The organism is Rickettsia sp. MAE-05 (assembly GCF_057319745.1).
Genome location: NZ_JBLTIO010000001.1, coordinates 431,860 through 452,784 on the forward strand (window position 1 = coordinate 431,860; position 20,925 = coordinate 452,784).

Genomic DNA, 20,925 nt, shown 5'->3' on the forward strand with positions numbered 1-20,925 from the left:
TTATAATGAGGGGCATACACCAAGCACGAAGGAAAAGTTATTTAATAAAGTTGCTGAAGAATCTAATTTAAAGTATATCAAGATTGATCTAGTAGATTTTTTATCTACCGTGTTTCCCTATAAGGACACTGATTTACCTATTACCGAAGATCTTTTAAAGCCTATCATAAACCATATCCAAACTTGTTTTGAAGAACGCGAAATAGCTCCCTCAAAAACAGTTTTAGAAAATTATAGATTATATAAATCTAACAAAGAACAAATCATTAACGAGCTATCAGAAAAATGCTTAAATGATAAAGATGTAAATATACTTATCAAAGCACAAATACAAGCAAAAATAGAAAGCCGTCCATCTATAGATATTTTCCGGCAAATGAAACAAAGTAATACTAACCCTAAGCCGCTAGAGCTATCGGAAGAACATAAAAAATTGGATGATGTCATAAAAGATATGGCACAAAATACAAAATGACCATACCGGAAGCAAAAGCATCTGAAGAAATCACTCAAGTAGTTAAAGATTACAGTGAAAATAAATTTAATGAAGAAATAACACCTATCAAAGCTCAAAAATTAGTAGATGAATTTACGCAAGCAACGCTAGATATTTTTGGAGAGAATAAATTAATAGACTCACCTATAATTGAAACAAAAAACGAGCATATTAATATACCACTCCCGAACATAGAAAAACAAGAAACTACTAATCTTAACTTGGATACAATACACTCAAAAAATTCGCCTGTATCAAGCTTTTTGAATGACACTGTACTTAAAGAAGAAAAACAAAATTTAGTAAATGAACTAATAACTGAAGCTAATAAAAACTTACCTGATAGTACGAAAGTAGTAGACGATAAAAAACAAGAAGTTAAAACTGATAATATATTCAATAAAAATTCAGAACCTAAAAAACAAACTATCAAACATAAATTTTATAAGTATTTAAGTAAATTAACAGAAAAGTTGGGATTAAAATCCATAAGTAATTACTTTAAAGATTTAATTAAAGAGCCAAATCTTGAGCAAAATATCAATTTAGAAAAAGAAGCAAAGTTAATAGCAGACAAACATCGACTAACAAAATATATGGAACTTAGCGATAATAAAAATAATAATGCCGTATTTAGCGGTAAAAAAACATCAAAGAATATTACTCAATTATAGATTCATTTTACCGTCAATTCAGGTACTGCCTATAAAAAGTTAACTCAAGGTTGTCATTTCTGCGAGGCATTGTTGCATGTATACCACCCCGGGTCATGCCTCCATATTGCAGTTACGCCTATTAAAAAGCTATACGTTCAATAAGAGTACCAATAACCTTATCATGAATATCCAATGACTTGGAAAAGCAGATTGTCTTACGTGCAAGCCTCTTGCATCTCGTTCTAAGGTTCAAGTTACTTCGTTCTATCCGTTGAGTGTATTTTTTACTGATAATATGCTTTTTAGGGTCTAATAACCTAGCATAACTCCCCCATCCATCTGTATAGTAAAAAGTCACCTTGAAATTCTCTAGTTTTTTCAGTAATGATTCTAATGTGCTATCACATCTTGTACCAAACGTATAAGCAACTACTTTTAACGAAATCTTATCCAAGGCATACCAAAGCCATCGTTGTCTGGATTTATTCTGTACATAAGACCATTGTTCATCTATCTCAGGAGCAATAATTACTTCTGTTGTACTGATAGAATGATTTATTGTTTTTAATACTAGATTTTTTTAAAACACGGATAACTGTATTGATACCCACTTTTAATACTCTTACTGTATCTCTAACTCCAGAGCCGTTGATTGACATTTCTACTATTTGCTCCTTAACTCCAGGCTTAGATGCATTATTAATATACTCCAATTGAAAATATCGATTACACCGCTTGCATTGATATCTCTGTTGTTTTGAAATTGAATATCCTGACTTTATTACTTCTTCTGTGTTGTTACAATATCTACACTTAACATCTATTTTTGCCATAACTCCTTAACTATAATTCTCTCTTATTACTGTTTGAGGATTATAGACTATTTACTCTAAACTGCAATACGGAGGCACGACCACCACCCCGTCATTGCGAGCAGTCGTAGTACTTGCGTGGCAATCCAGTAAAATAATAAAAAAATTCTGTAAATCAGAATTTTTTACTGGATGCCGTGGTCAAGCCACGGTATGACAACCGAGCGTTTTTCAAGAGCCACAAAACAATGCCTCGCAGGAATAACATAGAAAGCCGAGCAACAACCCCACTATTTACTATATCCTTTTAAAATCTTAAAATCTTGCCCTTGAAGAAAAAACTTTTCAGGTAATGTAATTTTTGCTACAAAATTCTTTACATCTTCGCTTTGTAAATAGATTGTAGCTTTAGAATTACTCTGGTCCCCGTTATTAGTGCGAGCTGCAAGCAAGGTTACTATCTGCCGTAATTCTTCATGATTTTGTGGGTAAAGCTGTAACTCAAATTGTTTATTATTAATTGCATCCTCAATTGATGAAAAACTTTTTGCCGTTAGTTTTATTCCTCCTTCATCTTTAACTATATCACAATTAACGACTACCAAACTTTTAACATCGAGTAAATGTACATAATCTTTTAAAACTTCCTCACTAAAAATACTAAGTTCAAAGATATTCTCGGGGTCAGAAAGCACAAGCGTCACGAACCTACCTCTCGCCGACATACGAGAATCCTTTTTTTGTATTACACCGGCAAGATTTATTCGGTTAGCACCGTCAGGTAAGTTATTATGTAAATCTACACTATTTAAAATATTTAAACGACTAAATATTTCTTGATACTGCGTAAGAGGATGATTAGAGATAAATAAACCCATAGATTCAAACTCATAAAAAGCTAAAGTATTGTTATCGGCATAATCACTTGCTATTAATATATTAGGGCTTAAACTAGAAACTTTAATTAAGCTAAATTGATTCGATTCCTGTTCTGCATGGTATGAAGCCGAATAAGCAAGCAATTTTGAAATACTTGAAAATAATTGCAATCGATTATCATGTAGCTCATCAAAGCAGCCAGATTTAATTAAATTTTCCAGCAATTTACTATTAATAGATTTTGGCGGTAATCGTTCAATAAAATCGGTAATTGATTTAAACGCTCCTCTTGCTTTTCGCTCGTCCGTCACTAACTTACCGAAATTCGGCGTAACTCCCTTAATAGCCCCTAAGGCGAAGATTATTGTGCTACTAATTTTTTCTGGATTCCCGCTTTCGCAGGAATGACATAGAGAACCTTGGGGATGACATAAAGAGTCTTCTGAATGACAAGTTGTAAAATACCCTTCAGAAATATTAATATTAGGTGCAGTAATTTTTATACCGCTATCTTTTGCTTCTTGTAAAAATAAATTAATTTTATCATGATTATTTAATTCAAGATTTAAGCATGCTACTAAAAACTCTGCCGGGTAATTAGCTTTAAGATATGCGGTTTGGTATGAAATAACGCCGTAAGCTGCAGCATGTGCCTTATTAAAACCGTAACCTGCAAATTTAGCCACGGTTGCAAAAATGGATTTAGCTTGAGATTCCGAAATATTATTAGCAATTGCTCCTTTAACGAAGATTTCTTCCTGCTCCTCCATTTCTTTCTTTATCTTCTTACCCATCGCTCTACGAAGCAAATCAGCAGCTCCTAGCGTATAACCTGCGAGAATCTGAGCAATTCTTTGTACCTGCTCCTGATATATCACCACTCCGTAAGTTTCTTCTAAGATTGGCTTTAATAGCTCATGTAAATAATCAGGCTGCTGTAATTTATGCTTACAAGCTATATAGGTAGGGATATTTTCCATAGGACCCGGACGATATAAAGCCCCAAGAGCTATCAAATCATGTATAGAATCAGGTTTAAGGCGTCTAAGTGCATCTTTCATCCCGATACTTTCAAATTGGAAAACGCCGGCTCCTTTACCTTTACACAACATTTGATAAGTCTTATTATCATCAAAGGTCATATTGTTAAAATCTACTTCTATTCCTTGTTCTTTAAGTAGTTTCTTACAATCGGTAATAACCGTTAGGGTTTGAAGTCCTAAAAAATCAAATTTAATTAAACCGGCAATTTCGGAATATTTCATAGAATAACCAACTACCAGCATATCGGAATTAGCATCTTTATATACCGGTACTATATCGACTAAATCAGTACCTGCTATTACGATTCCTGCGGCATGAGTTGAGGAATGCCTATGTAACCCCTCAAGAATTAACGAAGTATCAAGCACCAACTTAATTAATTCCGCTTCACCCTCTAAATTATACAACCCATTACCTTTAGCGGCATTTGCAAGCTCCGGAACTTCACGCATCGCCTGTTCTAGGCTAACGGGATTAACCGCACTAAAAGGTACAAGCTCCGTTAGATAATCAGCGAATTTATAAGGTAAGCTAAGTACGCGAGCAACATCCTTAATTACGGCCTTTGCCTGCATTTTACCGAAAGTTATAATCTGTCCTACTCTATTATTACCGTATTTAGAGCGTACGTAATTGATTACTTCTTCACGCCTTTCTTGACAAAAATCAATATCAAAATCAGGCATTGAAATACGTTCAGGATTTAAAAATCTTTCAAATAATAAGCCAAATTTAATCGGATCGAGATCAGTAATAAGCAAGCTCCAAGCAACAACCGAGCCTGCTCCCGAACCTCTACCCGGTCCAACTAAAATCCCCTCTTTTTTACTCCATTTAATAAAATCGGACACAATTAAAAAATAACCGGCAAAATTCATATTACAGATAATATCCAGCTCATAATTAAGACGAGCAAAATATTCGATTTTCAATTCTTCTTGCTTTTCTAATGAAATATTTTCAGATTTAAACTTTGTAGCAAGCCTTGCAAGCAACCCTTCTTTTGCATCTTTTCTAATTAAATCCGTTTCACTAATATCTTTGGTGGCAAAATTAGGCAGCATCGGCGGGTTTGCATGTGCTGCAAAATAACAACGCTCTCTTAAATTAACGGTGTTTTCGATAGCACTAGGTAGATCAGAAAAAAGCTCTATCATCTCATGCGGTGATCTAAAATAACAATTTTCACTAACTGTTTTACGATCAGCATATTCTTTAGTAACACCGGCTGATATACATAACAATACATCATGTGCATCATGCATACTTTTCTCACTGAACAAAACTTTATTAGTAGCAACAAGCGGAATAGCAAGCTCGGCAGCAATTCTAATATAACTATCTTCAATAAACTGTTCTTCCGGTAGATCGTGTCTCATAATCTCAAAATAAAAACGATCTCCTAAAATGTCCTGTAATTTACGTGCAAATAGCATCGCTTGCTCTTCGTTCCGAGCTAGCAAGCATTTTCCGACAATACCGTCGGTATAACAGCATAATCCTATTAACCCCTCTTGATATTCAATGAAATCTTCAAAATCAATGTGATCGCATAGCTTACGATCATTTTTAGTAAAAGTAAGACTTGATAGTTTGAGTAAATTTTTATAGCCGGTTTCATCTTTAGCTATAAGTAAAATTTGAGCAAAAATATCTATATCGTATTTTATATTTAGAATAACTCCGTGTATCGGCTGCAGTCCTTTTTTTACTGCGTATAATGCAAATTCTAACGAGCCGAATAAATTTCCCTTATCTGCCAAACAAATAGCAGGCATTTTATTCGATGAAGCAAGCTCTACTACTTTCTCGATCGTTAATGCACTTTCTAGAAAAGAATAAGAACTTTGAGTTCTTAAATGAATAAATTCAGGTTTCATTTTAAATTGATGTTATATGTTTTTTTTGTTATCCCTGCAGGTTTTTTATGTCATTCCTGCGAAAGCAGGAATCCAGCAAAAAAGTATAAATACAGCAAGTTTTTGAAATTAAAAGCTCGCTCTATCTCGCTTTATGATGGATTCCTGCTTTCGCAGGAATGACATCGAGCTTACTTCCGACTGCATAATATCTAAAACCGATTTTTTTCATTGCTTCATTATCTAGTATATTTCTAAGGTCAATGATTATCGGGGATTTTACTAAATCATAAATTCCTTGCCAATTAAGTTCTTTGAATTCTAACCATTCAGTTGCAATAACTATAATATCTACTGATTTACAGGCTTCAGCTACCGAATCTAAATATAGCAAATTTTTATGTTCTAAATTCTTTTTAGCATTTTCAAGACCGATAGGATCAAATGCTTTAACATATACATCTTTATTTAATAAGATCTTTACAATTTCGATGGCAGGACTTGCCCTAACATCATCTGTTCCCGCTTTGTATGTTAAGCCTAAAATTGCTATATTTTTACCTTTTAAATCTCCGTCTAACAAAGTAGCTATTTTATCTACCATATTACTTGGACGCTGCTTATTACTTTTAATTACTGCCTTAAGAATCTTACAATCGATATGATGATTTTCTACAAGATTATTTAATGCTAGAATATCTTTTGGAAAACATGAACCACCAAAACCCGGTCCTGCATTTAAAAAATTTTGACCGATTCTTTGATCAAGTCCTACACCTTTAGATAAATCTTTAATATTACCGCCGATTTTTTCACATAAATCAGCCATCTCATTAATAAAAGCAATTTTGGTAGCTAAAAAGCTATTAGAAGCATATTTAATAAGCTCGCTCGTCACTAAATCGGTAACCACGAACTTTGCACCTTGTTCTATTAAAGGTGCATAAATTTTTCGCAATATTTCCTCTGATTCTTTATTATTTACGCCGATAACTATACGATCAGGATATAAAAAATCTTCTACCGCACTGCCCTCTCTTAAAAACTCAGGATTAGAAGCAACATTAAATGAAAAGCCTTTTGATTTTAAATAAGCTATAATATTACTGCAACTATCAGGCGGAACAGTAGATTTTATGACTATTAAACAATCTTTATTTATATGCTCGGAAACTTTATCAATAGCATCATAGACATATTTTAAATCTGCTTCTCCCGACTCTTTTGAAGGCGTACCGACCGTAATAAATATTGCCTCGGCATTTTGAAGTTCATTATTATAAATATTTGTAAATTTTAACCTATTAGCTTCTAAAGCTTGCTTAAGATACTCATCAAGTTTAGCTTCATAAATCGGTAATATTTGCTTATTTAATTTGGATATTTTAACCTCATCATTATCAAGACAAGTAACATTATGACCTAAATAGCCCATAATAATACCTGAGACTAATCCCACATATCCGCTACCGATAAATGTAATATTCATAATTTTTTGTGATTTTTATATTAAATTTTTAAATTATACGTTATATTCCAAGTGTATACCTCAAATAAATGAAGAGTAGTATAGACGAAGATCAACTTCAAAAAGAGCAAGGAATTCCGAATACGAGGAGCGAAAGCCGTTACTTAAACGTTCAGTACCGCAGTACTTGTAGGATGACTTAGACAATTTTTGAAGTTCTATCCGAGTATATAAAGCTTTTATCATATTTCAATAGATTTACAAGCTCAAATGAATTTTATTAAAAAAACCTTTATTAGTATTTTTATAATTCTAATTTCATTATCTTTGGCTATAACTCTAACTGTTTATAGTGCAAATAAAGGACACTTAAATGAACCTTTGAAAAAAATAATTGAATTTTATTTAAGTAAAAATGATATAAAGGCTGTACTACATAATTTAGAATTTAAAGAAAACAGATTATCCATAGATAAAATTTCCTTAAGTCTTATAGATAATGCTAGAGGAGAAATTAACGATTTTAATCTTTTCTTTAATTTCAAAAATTTCTTCTCTAATTCGTTAATAGAGGCTAATTTTAATATCGATAAAATTTCCGTAATCTCAAATAACGATGAAGAGATTATAAATACTTCAACAACCGGTGATTATTCGTTAAATATAATTAAAAAAGATTCCCTAACCGACATACGACTAACTTCAATAAAAAGTGATATCTTAACTGATGAGCAAGGAGCAGACTTACCTCTAGGAAATGCTTTATGCTCATATAAAACCGCCTATTCTAAAGATCATCCAAAGACCGTTAATTGCAAACTTACCTTTGGGGATAAAGCTTTTTTATCACTAAACGGTATAATAACTGATAAAAATATCGATGCAAGTGCAGCTGCCGCAAATATGCCTTTAATAATTTATCAAACAGTCGAAAAAATTATTCCGGATAACCCTATAATCTCATATTTACGAGAACATATAAAACAAGGTTACATCCAAAACGGAGAATTAAATATTAAATTAGATAAAAAATTTTTAAAAAAAAATATTTTAGTAGAAGATAATTTAAAAGCAAATTTACATATCTCGAATTTTGAATATAAATATCATACAGATTTACCGCCTTTGACTAAAGTTGATACTAATATAATCATTTCAGGACCAGAAATAAAATTTCTAATTAATGAAGCATATAGCGGTAAAAGTGTTGTTTCAGACGGTATTATGACTTTCAAATGGGAAGGACCGGATAAATCGCAATTTGTTTTTAATGCTACTGCTAAAGGTGAAATTAACGACTTAATTGCCTTTGTTCCAAATGATGCCTATCAAAATATTAAAGCTCAAAATATTGATCTTAAAAAAATCAAAGGAACGGCAAATTCAATAATAGAGCTAATAATTCCTATTAGCCCAAATATCCCTAATAGCTATAATGTTTTGTCGACATTAACAAATATCTCTTTTAACACCTTAGACAATAATATCCTATTACAAAACGGTGAAGCCAAAGGTAGCTTTAAAGACAACAAACTAAATATTAACGGTAAGGGTAAAATTAATAATTATGCAAGCAGCTTTACTTATGATCATGATATATCAGATAAAAATAATGAGTGTTTACTTAAAATAAAAAGTAATATTACGGCAAATAATCAAAGATTTGGAGTATTTAAATTAATTTCAGGCAGCACCGTTTTAAATTTTGAGTATAAAAAACAGCATAATAATGAGAGTTTTATTACCGTTAATTCTAATCTTGATAATTTAGAATTCTATATAGATAAAGTATCTATTCATAAAAAATTATATAAAAAAGCCAATCTATCTTTATATACAAAATTAAATAATAAAAATTCTGATAGAAATATTGAATTTAATCTTTCAGGACAGGATAATTTAAAAATCAACGGTAATGTTTTAATTAGAAAAGATAACTATAATATTAATCTAGCCTCTGTTAAACATAATCATACGGATTTAAAAGGAAAAATAATCATAGATAATCATAATTTTAATACGGAACTTTATGGAAGCGGATTAGATTTATCAAATGCTAATATGATGCAGTTTTTAGAAAAAGAGGAGATTCTACACGTAATATTAATTTAAAAACTAATATATCAAAAATAATTTTAAAGAATAATATAATTCTAGGTAATCTTGATTTAGCAATTAAATGTGATAAAGTGCGGTGTTTTTCCGGTTTTCTAAATGCTAATATCGATAATAAAAAAGTTAAGATGTCGCTTACCGCTAAAGACACTTTTGAACAATGGCTAATTGAATCCGATAATGCCGGAGCATTGCTTAAGGGACTTGGAATGTATACCACTATGCAAAACGGTCAGATTAACATCAACTTAAATACAAGAAGATATGAAGTAAAAAAAGGGGAAATAGTGCCGATATTAGACGGCAAATTTTCTATAAAACATTTTACGGTAGTTGATACTCCTTTTTTAACACGGCTTGTTTCCTTTGTTTCGTTGCCGGGTTTTCTTAGTTCAATAACTAATAATAAAAATATTTTATTTGAAGATATGACCGGTAAATTTAATTATAGAGGAAATATAATTACAATTTTCGATACGGAAGCACATGGACCGTTCTTTGATTTTACTATGAAAGGTAATATTGATACCAAACAACAATTAATTACGGTTAAAGGAAATGTTATTCCTTCCTTTTTCTTAATCAGCACTATTGTAACTAAAATACCGGTAGTCGGTAAAATATTTTCCAAAGTAGCACCTTACTCCCTAAAAATGAACTATAAATAGTTATATTCCGTGTACAAAAAATTATATTTAATCGGTATTTTACTTTTAGGCTTAATTTCCGGTCTTACGTTTAATTTAATTTTTTTCACGGTTCCATACCAATTATCCGAAGCAAAATACACTACTGATATAATAGGCTCGATATCACTAGCTGCTTTTCCGTATTGCTTAAAGGTCATATGGTCACCTTTTATAGATAAATACTCTATACCTTTTTTATGTTCTAAATTCGGTCACAGGCGTGGCTGGGCATTGGTATCACAAATATTTTTAATCCTAGCGATGACGGGGTTCTTAAACGTAAGCCCTTGTAATAACTTATATATTACTGCAATTATCTTATTTATTATTTCATTCTGCAGTTCTACGCAAGATATTGTACTTGACGCATATAGAATTGAGAGACCTACATCTAAAGAAGAGCTTTCAATGGCTTTTACCTTTAGTAGCATAGGGTTTCGTTTAGGTATGTTACTTGGCAGCGTCGGTGCTTTATATTCATCAATTATTTTCGGCTGGGATACAGTATATAAATTTGCTTTATTTATTACTGTAGTTGGTCCTATAGTAATCTTATGTATCAAAGAACCGAAACCTAAAGAAAAACGTCATACGACTACTAATTTAATAGGATTACAACAATATTTTGAAGTTATTAAAAAAAGTATTATATCTTTAAAAAATGATGCCTGTGAAATGAAGAATGGTTATACGAAGATCAACTTGGAAAAGAGCAAGGAGTTTGCACGCCGAGGAGCGGAGCGTATATTAAACGTTCAGCATCCGAGGTCTTACAAAGGCGACGTAGCCAATTTTGGGGGTTCATCGAGTATACTGCTAATTATGTTGTTTGTCTTTTTATATAAAGCTGCGGATTCTATACCTATGGCTATGAGTTCGCCTTTATTTCTAGATTTAAGTTTTACTACTCATGAAATTGCCGTTATTTACAAAGCTTACGGGTTACTGATCATGATCGTCGGAGGAGCTTTAGGCGGCGTTTTAGCTACAAAAATGGGTATATTTCATAGTGTCTTAATTGGTGGAGTTATTCAATTATTGTCGCCTCTTATGTTTATGATTCTTGCGACCATCGGCTATGATATAAGGATATTTATAATAACAGTTACAGTACAAAATTTTTGTGCAGGCTTTGCAGGAACTATTATCTCTATCTATTTTGCTAGTCTTTGTAATAGTGAATTTGTTGCCACGCAATATTCTATTATTGCATCTTTTAGCTCTCTTAGCCGTATTATTCTAGCTAGCCTTGGCGGTATTTGTGCAAAATATCTTACTTGGTCTGTATTCTTTTTAGGTAATACACTGTTTAGCATGTTATTTATACCGATATTTTATAAAATATATAAAAATAAACTAGACTTTGTGAATATTTCTAAAAAGATATGACAATCATTAAAAAAGGTTTATAATATTGATATATACTTGTTTAATTTGAAAAATTGGCTACGTCGTCCTATAAGTACTGCGGTGCTCACGTATTAAGTATACGTTCCGCTCCTCGTCTTATGGACTCCTTGCTCTTTTCCAAATTAAACTTCGTCTACTTACTACATATATTAATCGCATAATTATGAAATTATATAGTTTTCAAGAACATTTATTAGAATTAAAAATAAGACTTCTTAGAATATTTACTGCTTTTATAATTATATTTGCTATTTGCTATTATTTTAGCGACAATATTTATAGTTTTTTATTAAAACCGCTTGCTAAGCTAAGCGGTGATACGGTACGAAATATAATTTATACAGGGCTTACAGAAGCATTTTTTACCTATATTAAACTTGCAGCTTTTACTGCTTTTACTATTATTATACCTATAATTGCTTTGGAGTGTTATTTATTTATCAGCCCAGGGTTACACTGCCATGAAAGAAAAATTATCGCTTTTATTCTTTTTATGTCGCCTATTTTATTTTGGTGCGGTAGTATTTTTGTTTTTTACTTTGTAATGCCGAAAGCTTGGAATTTTTTTCTTAGTTTTGAAAAGCGTGATATGATAGTACCGATAGTTTTGGAAGCAAGAATTAGCGAGTATCTAAATTTAGTTATTCATTTAATTATTGCTTTTGGAGTTGCTTTTCAACTACCGGTTGTGATAATAATATTAAATATACTAAAAATAGTTAAGGTACAAACACTTAAGCAAAAAAGACGCATTGCCGTGGTAATTAACTTTATTATTGCAGGAATATTAACGCCTCCTGACATTTTAAGCCAGTTTGCTCTTGCAATACCGCTACTTTTATTATATGAAACTTCAATAATGATATGTAATTTTATAGAAAAACCGAGGACACTAAATGTTAAATATCAAATGGATTAGAGAAAATCAAGAATTATTCGATGAAAAGCTTAGCCAAAGATTTATTGAACCTATGTCTAGTAAAATTGCTATGCTCGACGGAGAGAAAAGAAAAATTACGAGTTTAATTCAAGAATTTCAGCATGCACGCAAGGTAAAATCAAAGATTTTAGGTAATATGGCCTCTAAAAACGGCGAGGAGTTTGAAGGGCTACAAAGAGATGTCAAACATATAAATGAGAAGTTGGAAGAACTTGAACAGGATCTAAATAATAATAACGAATTAAATGAACTATTAAATATGCTTCCTAATATTCCGGACGAAGAAGTACCTTACGGAATGGATGAAAGTATGAATAAATTAGTTCGTACTTACGGAGAGACAAATCCAAATGCTTTGAATAAACAGCATTTTGAATTAGGTACAAAATTAAATTTAATGGATTTTGAACAAACTGCTAAAATTTCTGGAGCTAGATTTGTAACGTTAAAAGGTGATTTAGCAAAGCTAGAACGTGCTTTAATTAACTTTATGATTGATGTTCATACTAAAGAGTTTGACTTCTTTGAGATATCACCTCCGGTATTAGTTCGAGATAATGCTATGTATAATGCAGGACAACTACCTAAATTTGCCGAAGAGTCTTTTGCAACAACAAATGGTTATAGACTAATTCCAACTGCAGAAGTATCTTTAGTAAATATAGTCGCCGATACTATTATACCAAGAGAAAAATTACCGATGCGTTATGTTGCTTACACCCCGTGCTTTAGATCAGAAGCAGGTAGTAGCGGTAGAGATACAAGAGGTATGATTAGATTACATCAATTCGGTAAAGTTGAGCTAGTATCTATTACTACCCCTGAAGAATCAAAAAATGAGCATGAATATATAACTAATGCTTCAGAGACTATTTTACAAAAACTGAATCTTCCTTATCGTGTTATGTTACTTTGCACCGGAGATATGGGATTTGCGGCAAAAAAAACCTATGATATAGAAGTATGGCTTCCGGGACAAAAGCAATATCGCGAAATTGCTAGCTGTTCTAATTGTGGAGATTTTCAAGCACGTAGAATGAAAGCAAGATATAAGGAATTCGGCAGTAACGAAACTACCTTAGTCCATACTTTAAATGCTTCAGGATTACCTATCGGAAGAACTATGGTTGCAATACTTGAAAATTATCAAAATGAAGATGGATCAATAACTATACCTGATGTCTTGATAAATTACATGGGAGGGTTACAAAAAATCACTACATATAGTGAATAATTGTTTATTAAATATAAATAATAAGGTAAAGTTTTGTGATATACTCGTTTAATTTAGAAAATTGGCTATGTAGTGTAGAAGATGCGGTTGCATGAGTTGATTTTTCCGTTAGTCACCCCGTGGCTTGACCACGGGGTCCAGTTTATAATACTAAAAATTAGTATTGTAAGTTTTTTGCTGGATACCGTGGTCAAGCCACGGTATGACACAGTATACAAAACGATAATTTAAATTCAGGTTATTTGTGTTTAGTGATTTACGAAAATTTGACAAAGATATATATAATTATAATGCTCCTAATTTTATACCTATAGCATGTCATTATAATGAAAATACTTTACTTACCAAAGACGGTAAATTACTACAAATTATAAAAATACACGGCATTAACTCAGAGAAAATAAGCGATAACATACAAAATTTACGCGAAATGGTTAGAACTTCTATAAAAAAGAATATAACCGATTATGATTTTGCTTTTTGGCTACATACAATACGAGAAAAACAAAATTTAGATGATGCCACTCCTTACAAAAAATTATTACCGGCAAATATTCATGCACTATGGCAAAGAAAAAACCATTGGAATGATAAATTCGTTAATACTTTATATATATCTATAGTACATGATTCTGCTAAAGTTGACATCAAAAATTTTAACTCTTTAATAAATTCTTTATCTAATAAATTAATTACTGATTTTGAAAATAACTACTTAGATTCAGCTTTTCAAAAACTAGAAAATATCACTAATAATATTTTAAACGATTTAAATGAATTCGGTGCTGAGAAGCTCGGTATAATATTTGAAAATGATAATGTTTTTTCTAATCCTTTATTTTTATATAATCGAATAGCTAACCTTAATAATAATGATTGTTTGGTACCTATAATAGATTTATCCGATGCACTAGGTAGAAGTATTTATACAATTAGCGGCGATAAAATGGTAGTTACGGATCATGAGAAAAATAACAAATTCGCTTCTTTACTATCTATAAAAGAATATCAAGAAACTCCTTCTAATACACTGGATAAATTTTTACAGTTACCGATTGAATTAATAATAACTGAAATATTTTACTTTGTTAGCAAAAAACAAGTAATATCCAAATTGCGTGGTCAAGATCATATTCTAAAAATTACTAACGACTCAACTTTACTTAATCATAAAGGGATTAATAAGCTTGATGCAGCTAATTTAGATTTTCAATTTTGTAATCAACAAATTTCAATTGCCGTTATAGAAGAAGATGAAAATAAACTAGATGCAGCCGTAGCTAAAGCATCAACCGAACTTTTTAAACTTGGTATTATTCATGTAAAAGAAGATCTTAATATTGAACAAATATTTTGGTCGCAATTACCTGCTAACTTTGCCTTTATCCGCAGAATGTCACCATTATCCGTAGAATATATTGCTTCTCTTACCGCTCTTCATAATACTACACTCGGTAATCAATATAATCCTTGGGGTAAGGCTATAACTTTACTGCGAACCGAGAAAGGTACTCCATATTTCATGAATTTTCATGATAAAACGAATAAAGGTAATACTTGCATCTTTGGTACGGGAAAAACCGGCAAAACCGTATTATTAAACTTTCTAATATCAGAATCGACTAAATACGATCCAACAATAATTTATATCTCTAATAATAATGATTCTAAAATTTTTATCGAGTCAATAGAAGGCAAATGGTTAGAACCAGATAAACAAATTATCAATCCATTTTTAGTAGATGATACAGAAAAATCACAAGCTTTTATTTTAGAATTTTTAAAATTAATCAGCGGTAATTACATTGCACCTCTTAGCGAAATAGAGATATCATTTCTAGAGAAATTAAAAAATAAAATTTTATCAATTGAAAAAGAAAAACGTATTTTTTCCGATATTTTAAAATTAGAAGATTTTAAAGAGGAAGGAGGAATACAAATACTTGATAAACTTAAAGTTTTTACCGAAGGACAATTATATTTCGGATTATTTGACGGACCACCTCTTAACATTGAAGAAGGGAAAGTTATAGGATTCAATTTATATAAACTCTCTGATGAGCCGTTTTCTAAACAATTTTATCCAACGGAGAGGAAATTTTTAGAACAATTTAATAATAATTTAAAGAAACATCAAGCTATTTGTGCAGGAGTAATTTATGCTTTTACTTATCATTTAAGCCTAGTTGGCACAAAACCTAAAATATTTGCTGACGATAATTTTGATAAACTTTACAGACCTGAAGTTTATTATGATAATATAAATTTAATCTATAATAATTTAACTCAAAATAATGGTATTTTCGTCAGTAATTTCAATTTTATTTATCTTAAGTCATATCCAAAATATACTATAAAACCTTGGCTTGATTTAATTAATACTAAAATTATTCTACCGTCTGACGTTAAAATAGAAGATTTAGATAAAATTTTAGGTTTAAGCGAGCCGGAAATACGAAAATTATCACAGCTAATACTTTCTGCAAGAATGTTCTTAATTAATAAGGATAATGAATCGATAGCTTCTGAATTAAGTATTGCCGCTTTAATAGGAATTGTCCGTATTTTATCAAGCAGACAAGAGGAAATGGATATTTATAAAAAAATACTTGAACAACACCAAGGTCCTCCGGATAATTGGATTAATTACCTATATAATGAGTTAAATACGGAGTGATTGTAAATTGTCATTCCTGCGAAAGCAGGAATCCAGAAAAAGCAAAATTATTTGAGCTTTTAATATTTAAAATCAAATATATTTGCACCTTTTGATTAATGGATTCCTGCTTTCGCAGGAATGACATCTTGAACGTTCTACGACAACACAGAAAACAATAATTCACTATAAACTATAAAAACAACGAGCATAAAGAATACTCAAAGTGTTAAAAAAATATTTATTATTTTTCTTATTTTCATTTTTCTCATTTAATGTGCAGGCATCTATTTGGGGTGATATAGCCGATTGTCTTAGCGATCCCTGTAATTGCGGACAAAGCGATAGAACGGAAACTTGGAATAGAGGCAGCAAAAATGAAGTAAAAAGAGGACCCTTTAAACCAGGCACATTATGTCCTCCTTGGAATAAAAGCGACGGTCGCGATAATGATACTTGTTTATTAAAATTTGATTACCCAGGTACATTTATCGGTTTTTTACTCAATAGATGTGCGGAAGAAGCCCCTGATAGTAGTTACTTTACTCCAAAAATTCGTATTAGAGTTCAAAGCTGTAATGCTGCCGCTTGTTGGAATCAAAACTCCACCTTAAATTGGGATGGAGAATGTGTATTATGGCCTACAGGTTACGGTCTGCCTCTAACTAGAGTCTGTGCTAGAGTTGCCGTACCGGATATGCCTCCACCTCCCGGAATAAACGCCCCACCTTCCCCTGCAGATCCGGGTTATACCGATGGAGTACATCTCAATAAAGTCGGTTATACAGAAACTGATAATAAGATAATAGGTGTAGACGGAAAAATAGTTACTTTAAAATCTCCTAAACTTTGTGCTTATAGCGACCCTGGACTTGTTAACCTTGTTTCAGATTCCGGTGTACATCTTGATCCGATGGACTGGAATCCTAATCGTCAACCTCTTCATCAAACTAACGAACTTAGTCCTATTGCAAAAGTATTAAAATTTTTAGTTGAAACGGTAAAAGGAGCAAGTTTACCAAGTTTATTAGGGCAGCTTCTTGGTATGATAGATCAAGATTCAGAATTTATAAAAGTACTTCAATCAATACTTAACGCAATAGGAGAGGTTTTTAATTTTTTTCCTAGTTTAATAATAAAAGTTATTGAAGCACTTGGATCATTAAACGGTTCTGTAGATAGCTATTCTTTTGGTTGTGTACAATTACCTTTAGGACCTTTTCCACCGCCATATTGCCCAAGTTTAGATTATATTAGCATTAATGCTAGTGCTAATAATGTATGTAGCATAAAAGATGCAAGCGGCAATTTTGATCAATCTTCTACTAGTCCGGCGTGTGTAGTGCCGTCTAATATTAATGTTAAAAACAATATTGTTAATAATACCATACGTGTTAGCTTTAGCAATCTTGTTCCACTTTGCACAGGATCAAACTCTGACCTCAAAACTTGTGTAGAACCACGTAATACAGATTTTTCTTCAGCAAAAATTACTCATACTAATACGGCTTTTAAAGATTTAATTAAATCGTGTAAGAATACTTCAGGCAGCACCCCATGTATTAATACAGATATATCTACGCCATGTAGTGTTACGGCTAACGGTTGTAATGAGGGATTTAGAATAGTATATTCGCAGAAAATTGGAAATGTAGAAACACCTAGCGATTACTACATAAGCGATATACCGGACTGTCCAAGTTCTAGTTCAACTACCTGCCAAAAAGTATGGGGAGTTAATATAGGTGAATTTAAGGATGTAAGCGTAAAGTTTCCTAAGATACAAGGGCAAGATACAAATAGCTTAATACCTATAAAGACAGATGTCACCCTAAAAGACAATAACGGTAAAGATAGAAAACTTTATGTCTCTATTAGTAATACCGAAGACGATAAGCAAAACCCTAATAATATTTGCTTATTTGAGTCCGGTAATTTAATAGATTGCGTACCGAGAGTAAATCATTCTTATAGTCTAGCTGCTTATGAATGTTCAAGACAATATGCCGGAATTACCTGTACTAATAACAATGCCAACGATGCTTATTATAAACCGCAATTCATTGCTTCAGTGCAAGTAAGAGAGAAACAAACAGATGGGACTATTAACATTATAGATGAAACAAGCACTCTTGTAACACCGTTAGCATATGCCGGACCTCCACCTCCCAACCCCACGGACACAGAAAGTATAGTAATGCTTGCCGGTTATAAGTATAGTTCTTCCGTTGCGTTTATACCTAAAGATCCACCAAAAGATCCGACAAATGATAAATATATTGCTATGCCGTTTTCAGGAGAGAATGCTCTAAATCAGTTGACTATTCACGGTAAATATAAAGACGATAAAGAACCTTATGATAGCAATGGAAAACCTGACTCAAGTGCGGTATATTTAAAATATTTAGAATATATAAACGGTAAATATATCCAAGGTGGAACGCATGCCTGCTTGATGCCGAAAAATTTCCAACATTGTAATCCTATGCCGATTCCTACTTTACCTGATGGATCACCTATTCCCGGTTACAATAATGACTCGATAAATTGTGTACTTGCTAAACTAAACAACAACAATACTATAAATTGTAAGAATTTTAAAAATACATATAGCCTTAAATATCCAAACCTTGGTTTATGCAGCAAAGATATAAATACAAGTAGCTGTACTCTAAAAGAAACAGTGGAAGGTATTACTATTTATGCTTGCAATATAAATAATATTCCAAGTAACTGCTATACTAATAATAATAGCCCTAATACTCCAGTATGTGTTTTAAGTAGGGATTATAAAGATAGAATCGAGCCAGGACCTGACAAAGGACCAAAATTAGTACCGTTAGATGATAAATCAAAATATTATACAGTGACATATACAGCAGGAGATGAAAACCATCCTCCAGAGCCGACATATAAAGCTGAGACTGAGGATGTAAGAGATAAAACTTGGCAAGAGCTAGATCTTTGTGCTCCTATATTAGTACCTACTTGTGCTAAAATTCCTAGCACAGCTGATGCTCCTTCCGGTAGCACCCACGGTAATGCAGAATGGGATGAAAGCGATATAGGAGAACTTGCAATAGGAAGATGCCCGACGAATTGGATAGTTATTGATCCTAGTAAACCTTTAGAACGCCATTGTTTATCATACTTTGATAGAAAAGTTGTCGAATTTGAACCTTTAGGTCAAAATGTCGGCTGTAGAGAATCTACAGGATTGCCTATAAAGGTCGGTTATAACGACTTTCCATCAAGTCAATTACCTGAGACCCCTTATAATCCGGTAACTAAAATAGGTGACTATATCTTAAACAAAAAACCGGTACAACAGGGAAGCATTATGGCATTTCCAAAGGATGGGGCATTTATAGAAGCAAAAGATGAACCGGACAATACTATATTGCATACTGTAGAATTCAAAGTAACTTTAGATGCAATAATGGACGATATTGAGTATTTCAGGGTAGAAGATTTATGGTATGATGATTGCACATTAATATATGTCAACGGCACAAAGCTACTTAGCCTCCCTACTAACGTTGATTCTCTAGACGAAAAAAGGTACTGCAATAATGGAAAAGACCAAGGTCAAGCATTACAAGCTAAAGTTAATAACCAACCTATTAGTGCAAACAATCCTATTAATATCAAACCTTATTTAAAACAAGGAGAAAATATTATAAGATTCCAGCTAAGAGTTATATTTGGTGGGGGGCTATATTTCCATATGCAATATAAAATGAAGAGATAAATAAATGAGTTGGATTATTTTTTATACGGTAATCGCTGCTTTACTGGTTCTCGATTTGGGAATAGTACACAAAAAAAATACCGTAATGAGCTTTAAAGAAAGCGTACTTTTTAGTCTTTTCTATTTTGTAATAGCTTGTTTATTCGGTATCTATGTTTACTATAATACGGGAGCAGAACATGCTCGTGAATATTATACTTGCTTTCTCATTGAGAAAGCTATGTCCCTTGATAATATTTTTGTTATCTCTATTATTTTCCAATTTTTTAAAATTCCCGGGAAATATCAACATCGTGTTTTATTTTTTGGTATAATAGGCGTAATAATATTCAGAGCCATAATGATTTACGGCGGTATTATTCTTATAAATAAATTTGCTTGGTTATTATATATTTTTGCCGTAATACTTATTGCTACCGGTATAAAAACTTTTTATGTATCACATAAAACTTTTGATATACAGAATTCTTATATTTACAAGTCAATAGTAAAAAATCTAAATATTACTCCTAATCTTGAAGGGGATAAATTTGTTGTTAAACGTAATAACAAACTATATTTTACCCCTCTTTTTATATCTCTAGTACTGATAGAAGCAATAGATTTAGTCTTTGCCATAGATAGTATACCGGCAATATTTGCAATTACTAATGATGTTTATATAATTTATACTTCAAATATTTTTGCTATTTTAGGGCTTAGAGCATTATTCTTTTGTTTAGCAGAAATTGTAGAACGTTTCAGTTATATAAAATATTCTTTGGCTTTAATTTTAATATTTATCGGATTTAAAATATTTATTCATCATTATATAGCAATTCCGGCATATGTTTCGCTCATTGTAACTATTACTTTATTACTATTTGGTATAATTGCTTCCATAATTAGAAAAAATATGATTGACCATTAATAAAGG

Annotated in this window: 10 protein-coding genes and 2 pseudogenes; 9 read left to right on the forward strand and 3 right to left on the reverse strand. The window is 31.8% G+C overall.

The genetic code is table 11. The annotated features are described in order from the left end of the window. Nucleotides 1–109: 109 nt before the first annotated feature. Entirely contained in the window at nt 110–475 is a 366-nt protein-coding gene (locus tag ACNFN7_RS02580) for a hypothetical protein (RefSeq protein WP_485440702.1), read from the forward strand. Nucleotides 476–969: 494 nt separating this feature from the next. Further along, nucleotides 970–1,170 (forward strand): hypothetical protein, encoded by a 201-nt coding sequence (locus ACNFN7_RS02585; protein ID WP_039595571.1) that lies wholly within the window; start codon nt 970–972, stop codon nt 1,168–1,170. Nucleotides 1,171–1,291: 121 nt separating this feature from the next. Here the strand turns inward: ACNFN7_RS02585 and ACNFN7_RS02590 are convergent. From ACNFN7_RS02590 to ACNFN7_RS02600, 3 genes and pseudogenes are all read right to left on the reverse strand, one after another. Continuing rightward, nucleotides 1,292–1,985, reverse strand: a pseudogene (locus tag ACNFN7_RS02590) (IS1 family transposase). A 269-nt stretch (nt 1,986–2,254) separates the two neighbouring features. After that, nucleotides 2,255–5,767 carry a DNA polymerase III subunit alpha gene (dnaE, locus tag ACNFN7_RS02595; protein WP_485440703.1) on the reverse strand — a complete coding sequence of 1,171 codons (3,513 nt, stop codon included), beginning with the start codon at nt 5,765–5,767 and terminating at the stop codon, nt 2,255–2,257. A 121-nt stretch (nt 5,768–5,888) separates the two neighbouring features. Further along, the gene (locus tag ACNFN7_RS02600; protein WP_485440704.1) at nt 5,889–7,235 is read right to left on the reverse strand and encodes a UDP-glucose dehydrogenase family protein; all 1,347 of its coding nucleotides are present in this window, start codon (nt 7,233–7,235) and stop codon (nt 5,889–5,891) included. A 249-nt stretch (nt 7,236–7,484) separates the two neighbouring features. On the opposite strand from ACNFN7_RS02600, the pseudogene ACNFN7_RS02605 reads away from it, so the two are divergent. From ACNFN7_RS02605 to ACNFN7_RS02635, 7 genes and pseudogenes are all read left to right on the forward strand, one after another. Beyond that, nucleotides 7,485–9,997 (forward strand): annotated as a pseudogene (locus tag ACNFN7_RS02605) (transporter AmpG 3). Between the two features lie 9 nt (nt 9,998–10,006). Then, a complete protein-coding gene (locus ACNFN7_RS02610) occupies nt 10,007–11,407 on the forward strand; it encodes an MFS transporter (protein WP_485440705.1) in 1,401 nt (466 codons plus the stop codon). A gap of 184 nt (nt 11,408–11,591) precedes the next feature. Beyond that, nucleotides 11,592–12,347 (forward strand): twin-arginine translocase subunit TatC, encoded by a 756-nt coding sequence (gene tatC, locus ACNFN7_RS02615; RefSeq protein WP_485440706.1) that lies wholly within the window; start codon nt 11,592–11,594, stop codon nt 12,345–12,347. Further along, the gene (gene serS / locus ACNFN7_RS02620) at nt 12,325–13,602 is read left to right on the forward strand and encodes a serine--tRNA ligase (protein WP_485440707.1); all 1,278 of its coding nucleotides are present in this window, start codon (nt 12,325–12,327) and stop codon (nt 13,600–13,602) included. The genes tatC and serS overlap by 23 nt, the downstream gene beginning before the upstream one ends. Nucleotides 13,603–13,846: 244 nt before the next feature. Then, nucleotides 13,847–16,279 carry a VirB4 family type IV secretion/conjugal transfer ATPase gene (locus ACNFN7_RS02625; protein ID WP_485440708.1) on the forward strand — a complete coding sequence of 811 codons (2,433 nt, stop codon included), beginning with the start codon at nt 13,847–13,849 and terminating at the stop codon, nt 16,277–16,279. Between the two features lie 205 nt (nt 16,280–16,484). Then, nucleotides 16,485–20,009: a hypothetical protein gene (locus ACNFN7_RS02630; protein ID WP_485440709.1), complete on the forward strand. Its 3,525-nt coding sequence runs from the start codon at nt 16,485–16,487 to the stop codon at nt 20,007–20,009. A 4-nt stretch (nt 20,010–20,013) separates the two neighbouring features. Beyond that, nucleotides 20,014–20,919 carry a TerC/Alx family metal homeostasis membrane protein gene (locus ACNFN7_RS02635; RefSeq protein WP_485440710.1) on the forward strand — a complete coding sequence of 302 codons (906 nt, stop codon included), beginning with the start codon at nt 20,014–20,016 and terminating at the stop codon, nt 20,917–20,919. Nucleotides 20,920–20,925: the final 6 nt, after the last annotated feature.

What these genes read in the sequence shown, in the direction of transcription:
- tatC (WP_485440706.1), top strand. Translation starts at nt 11,592, where the DNA reads ATGAAATTATATAGTTTTCAAGAACATTTATTAGAATTAAAAATAAGA.
- serS (WP_485440707.1), top strand. Translation starts at nt 12,325, where the DNA reads ATGTTAAATATCAAATGGATTAGAGAAAATCAAGAATTATTCGATGAA.
- dnaE (WP_485440703.1), bottom strand. Translation starts at nt 5,767, where the DNA reads ATGAAACCTGAATTTATTCATTTAAGAACTCAAAGTTCTTATTCTTTT.
- ACNFN7_RS02635 (WP_485440710.1), top strand. Translation starts at nt 20,014, where the DNA reads ATGAGTTGGATTATTTTTTATACGGTAATCGCTGCTTTACTGGTTCTC.
- ACNFN7_RS02600 (WP_485440704.1), bottom strand. Translation starts at nt 7,235, where the DNA reads ATGAATATTACATTTATCGGTAGCGGATATGTGGGATTAGTCTCAGGT.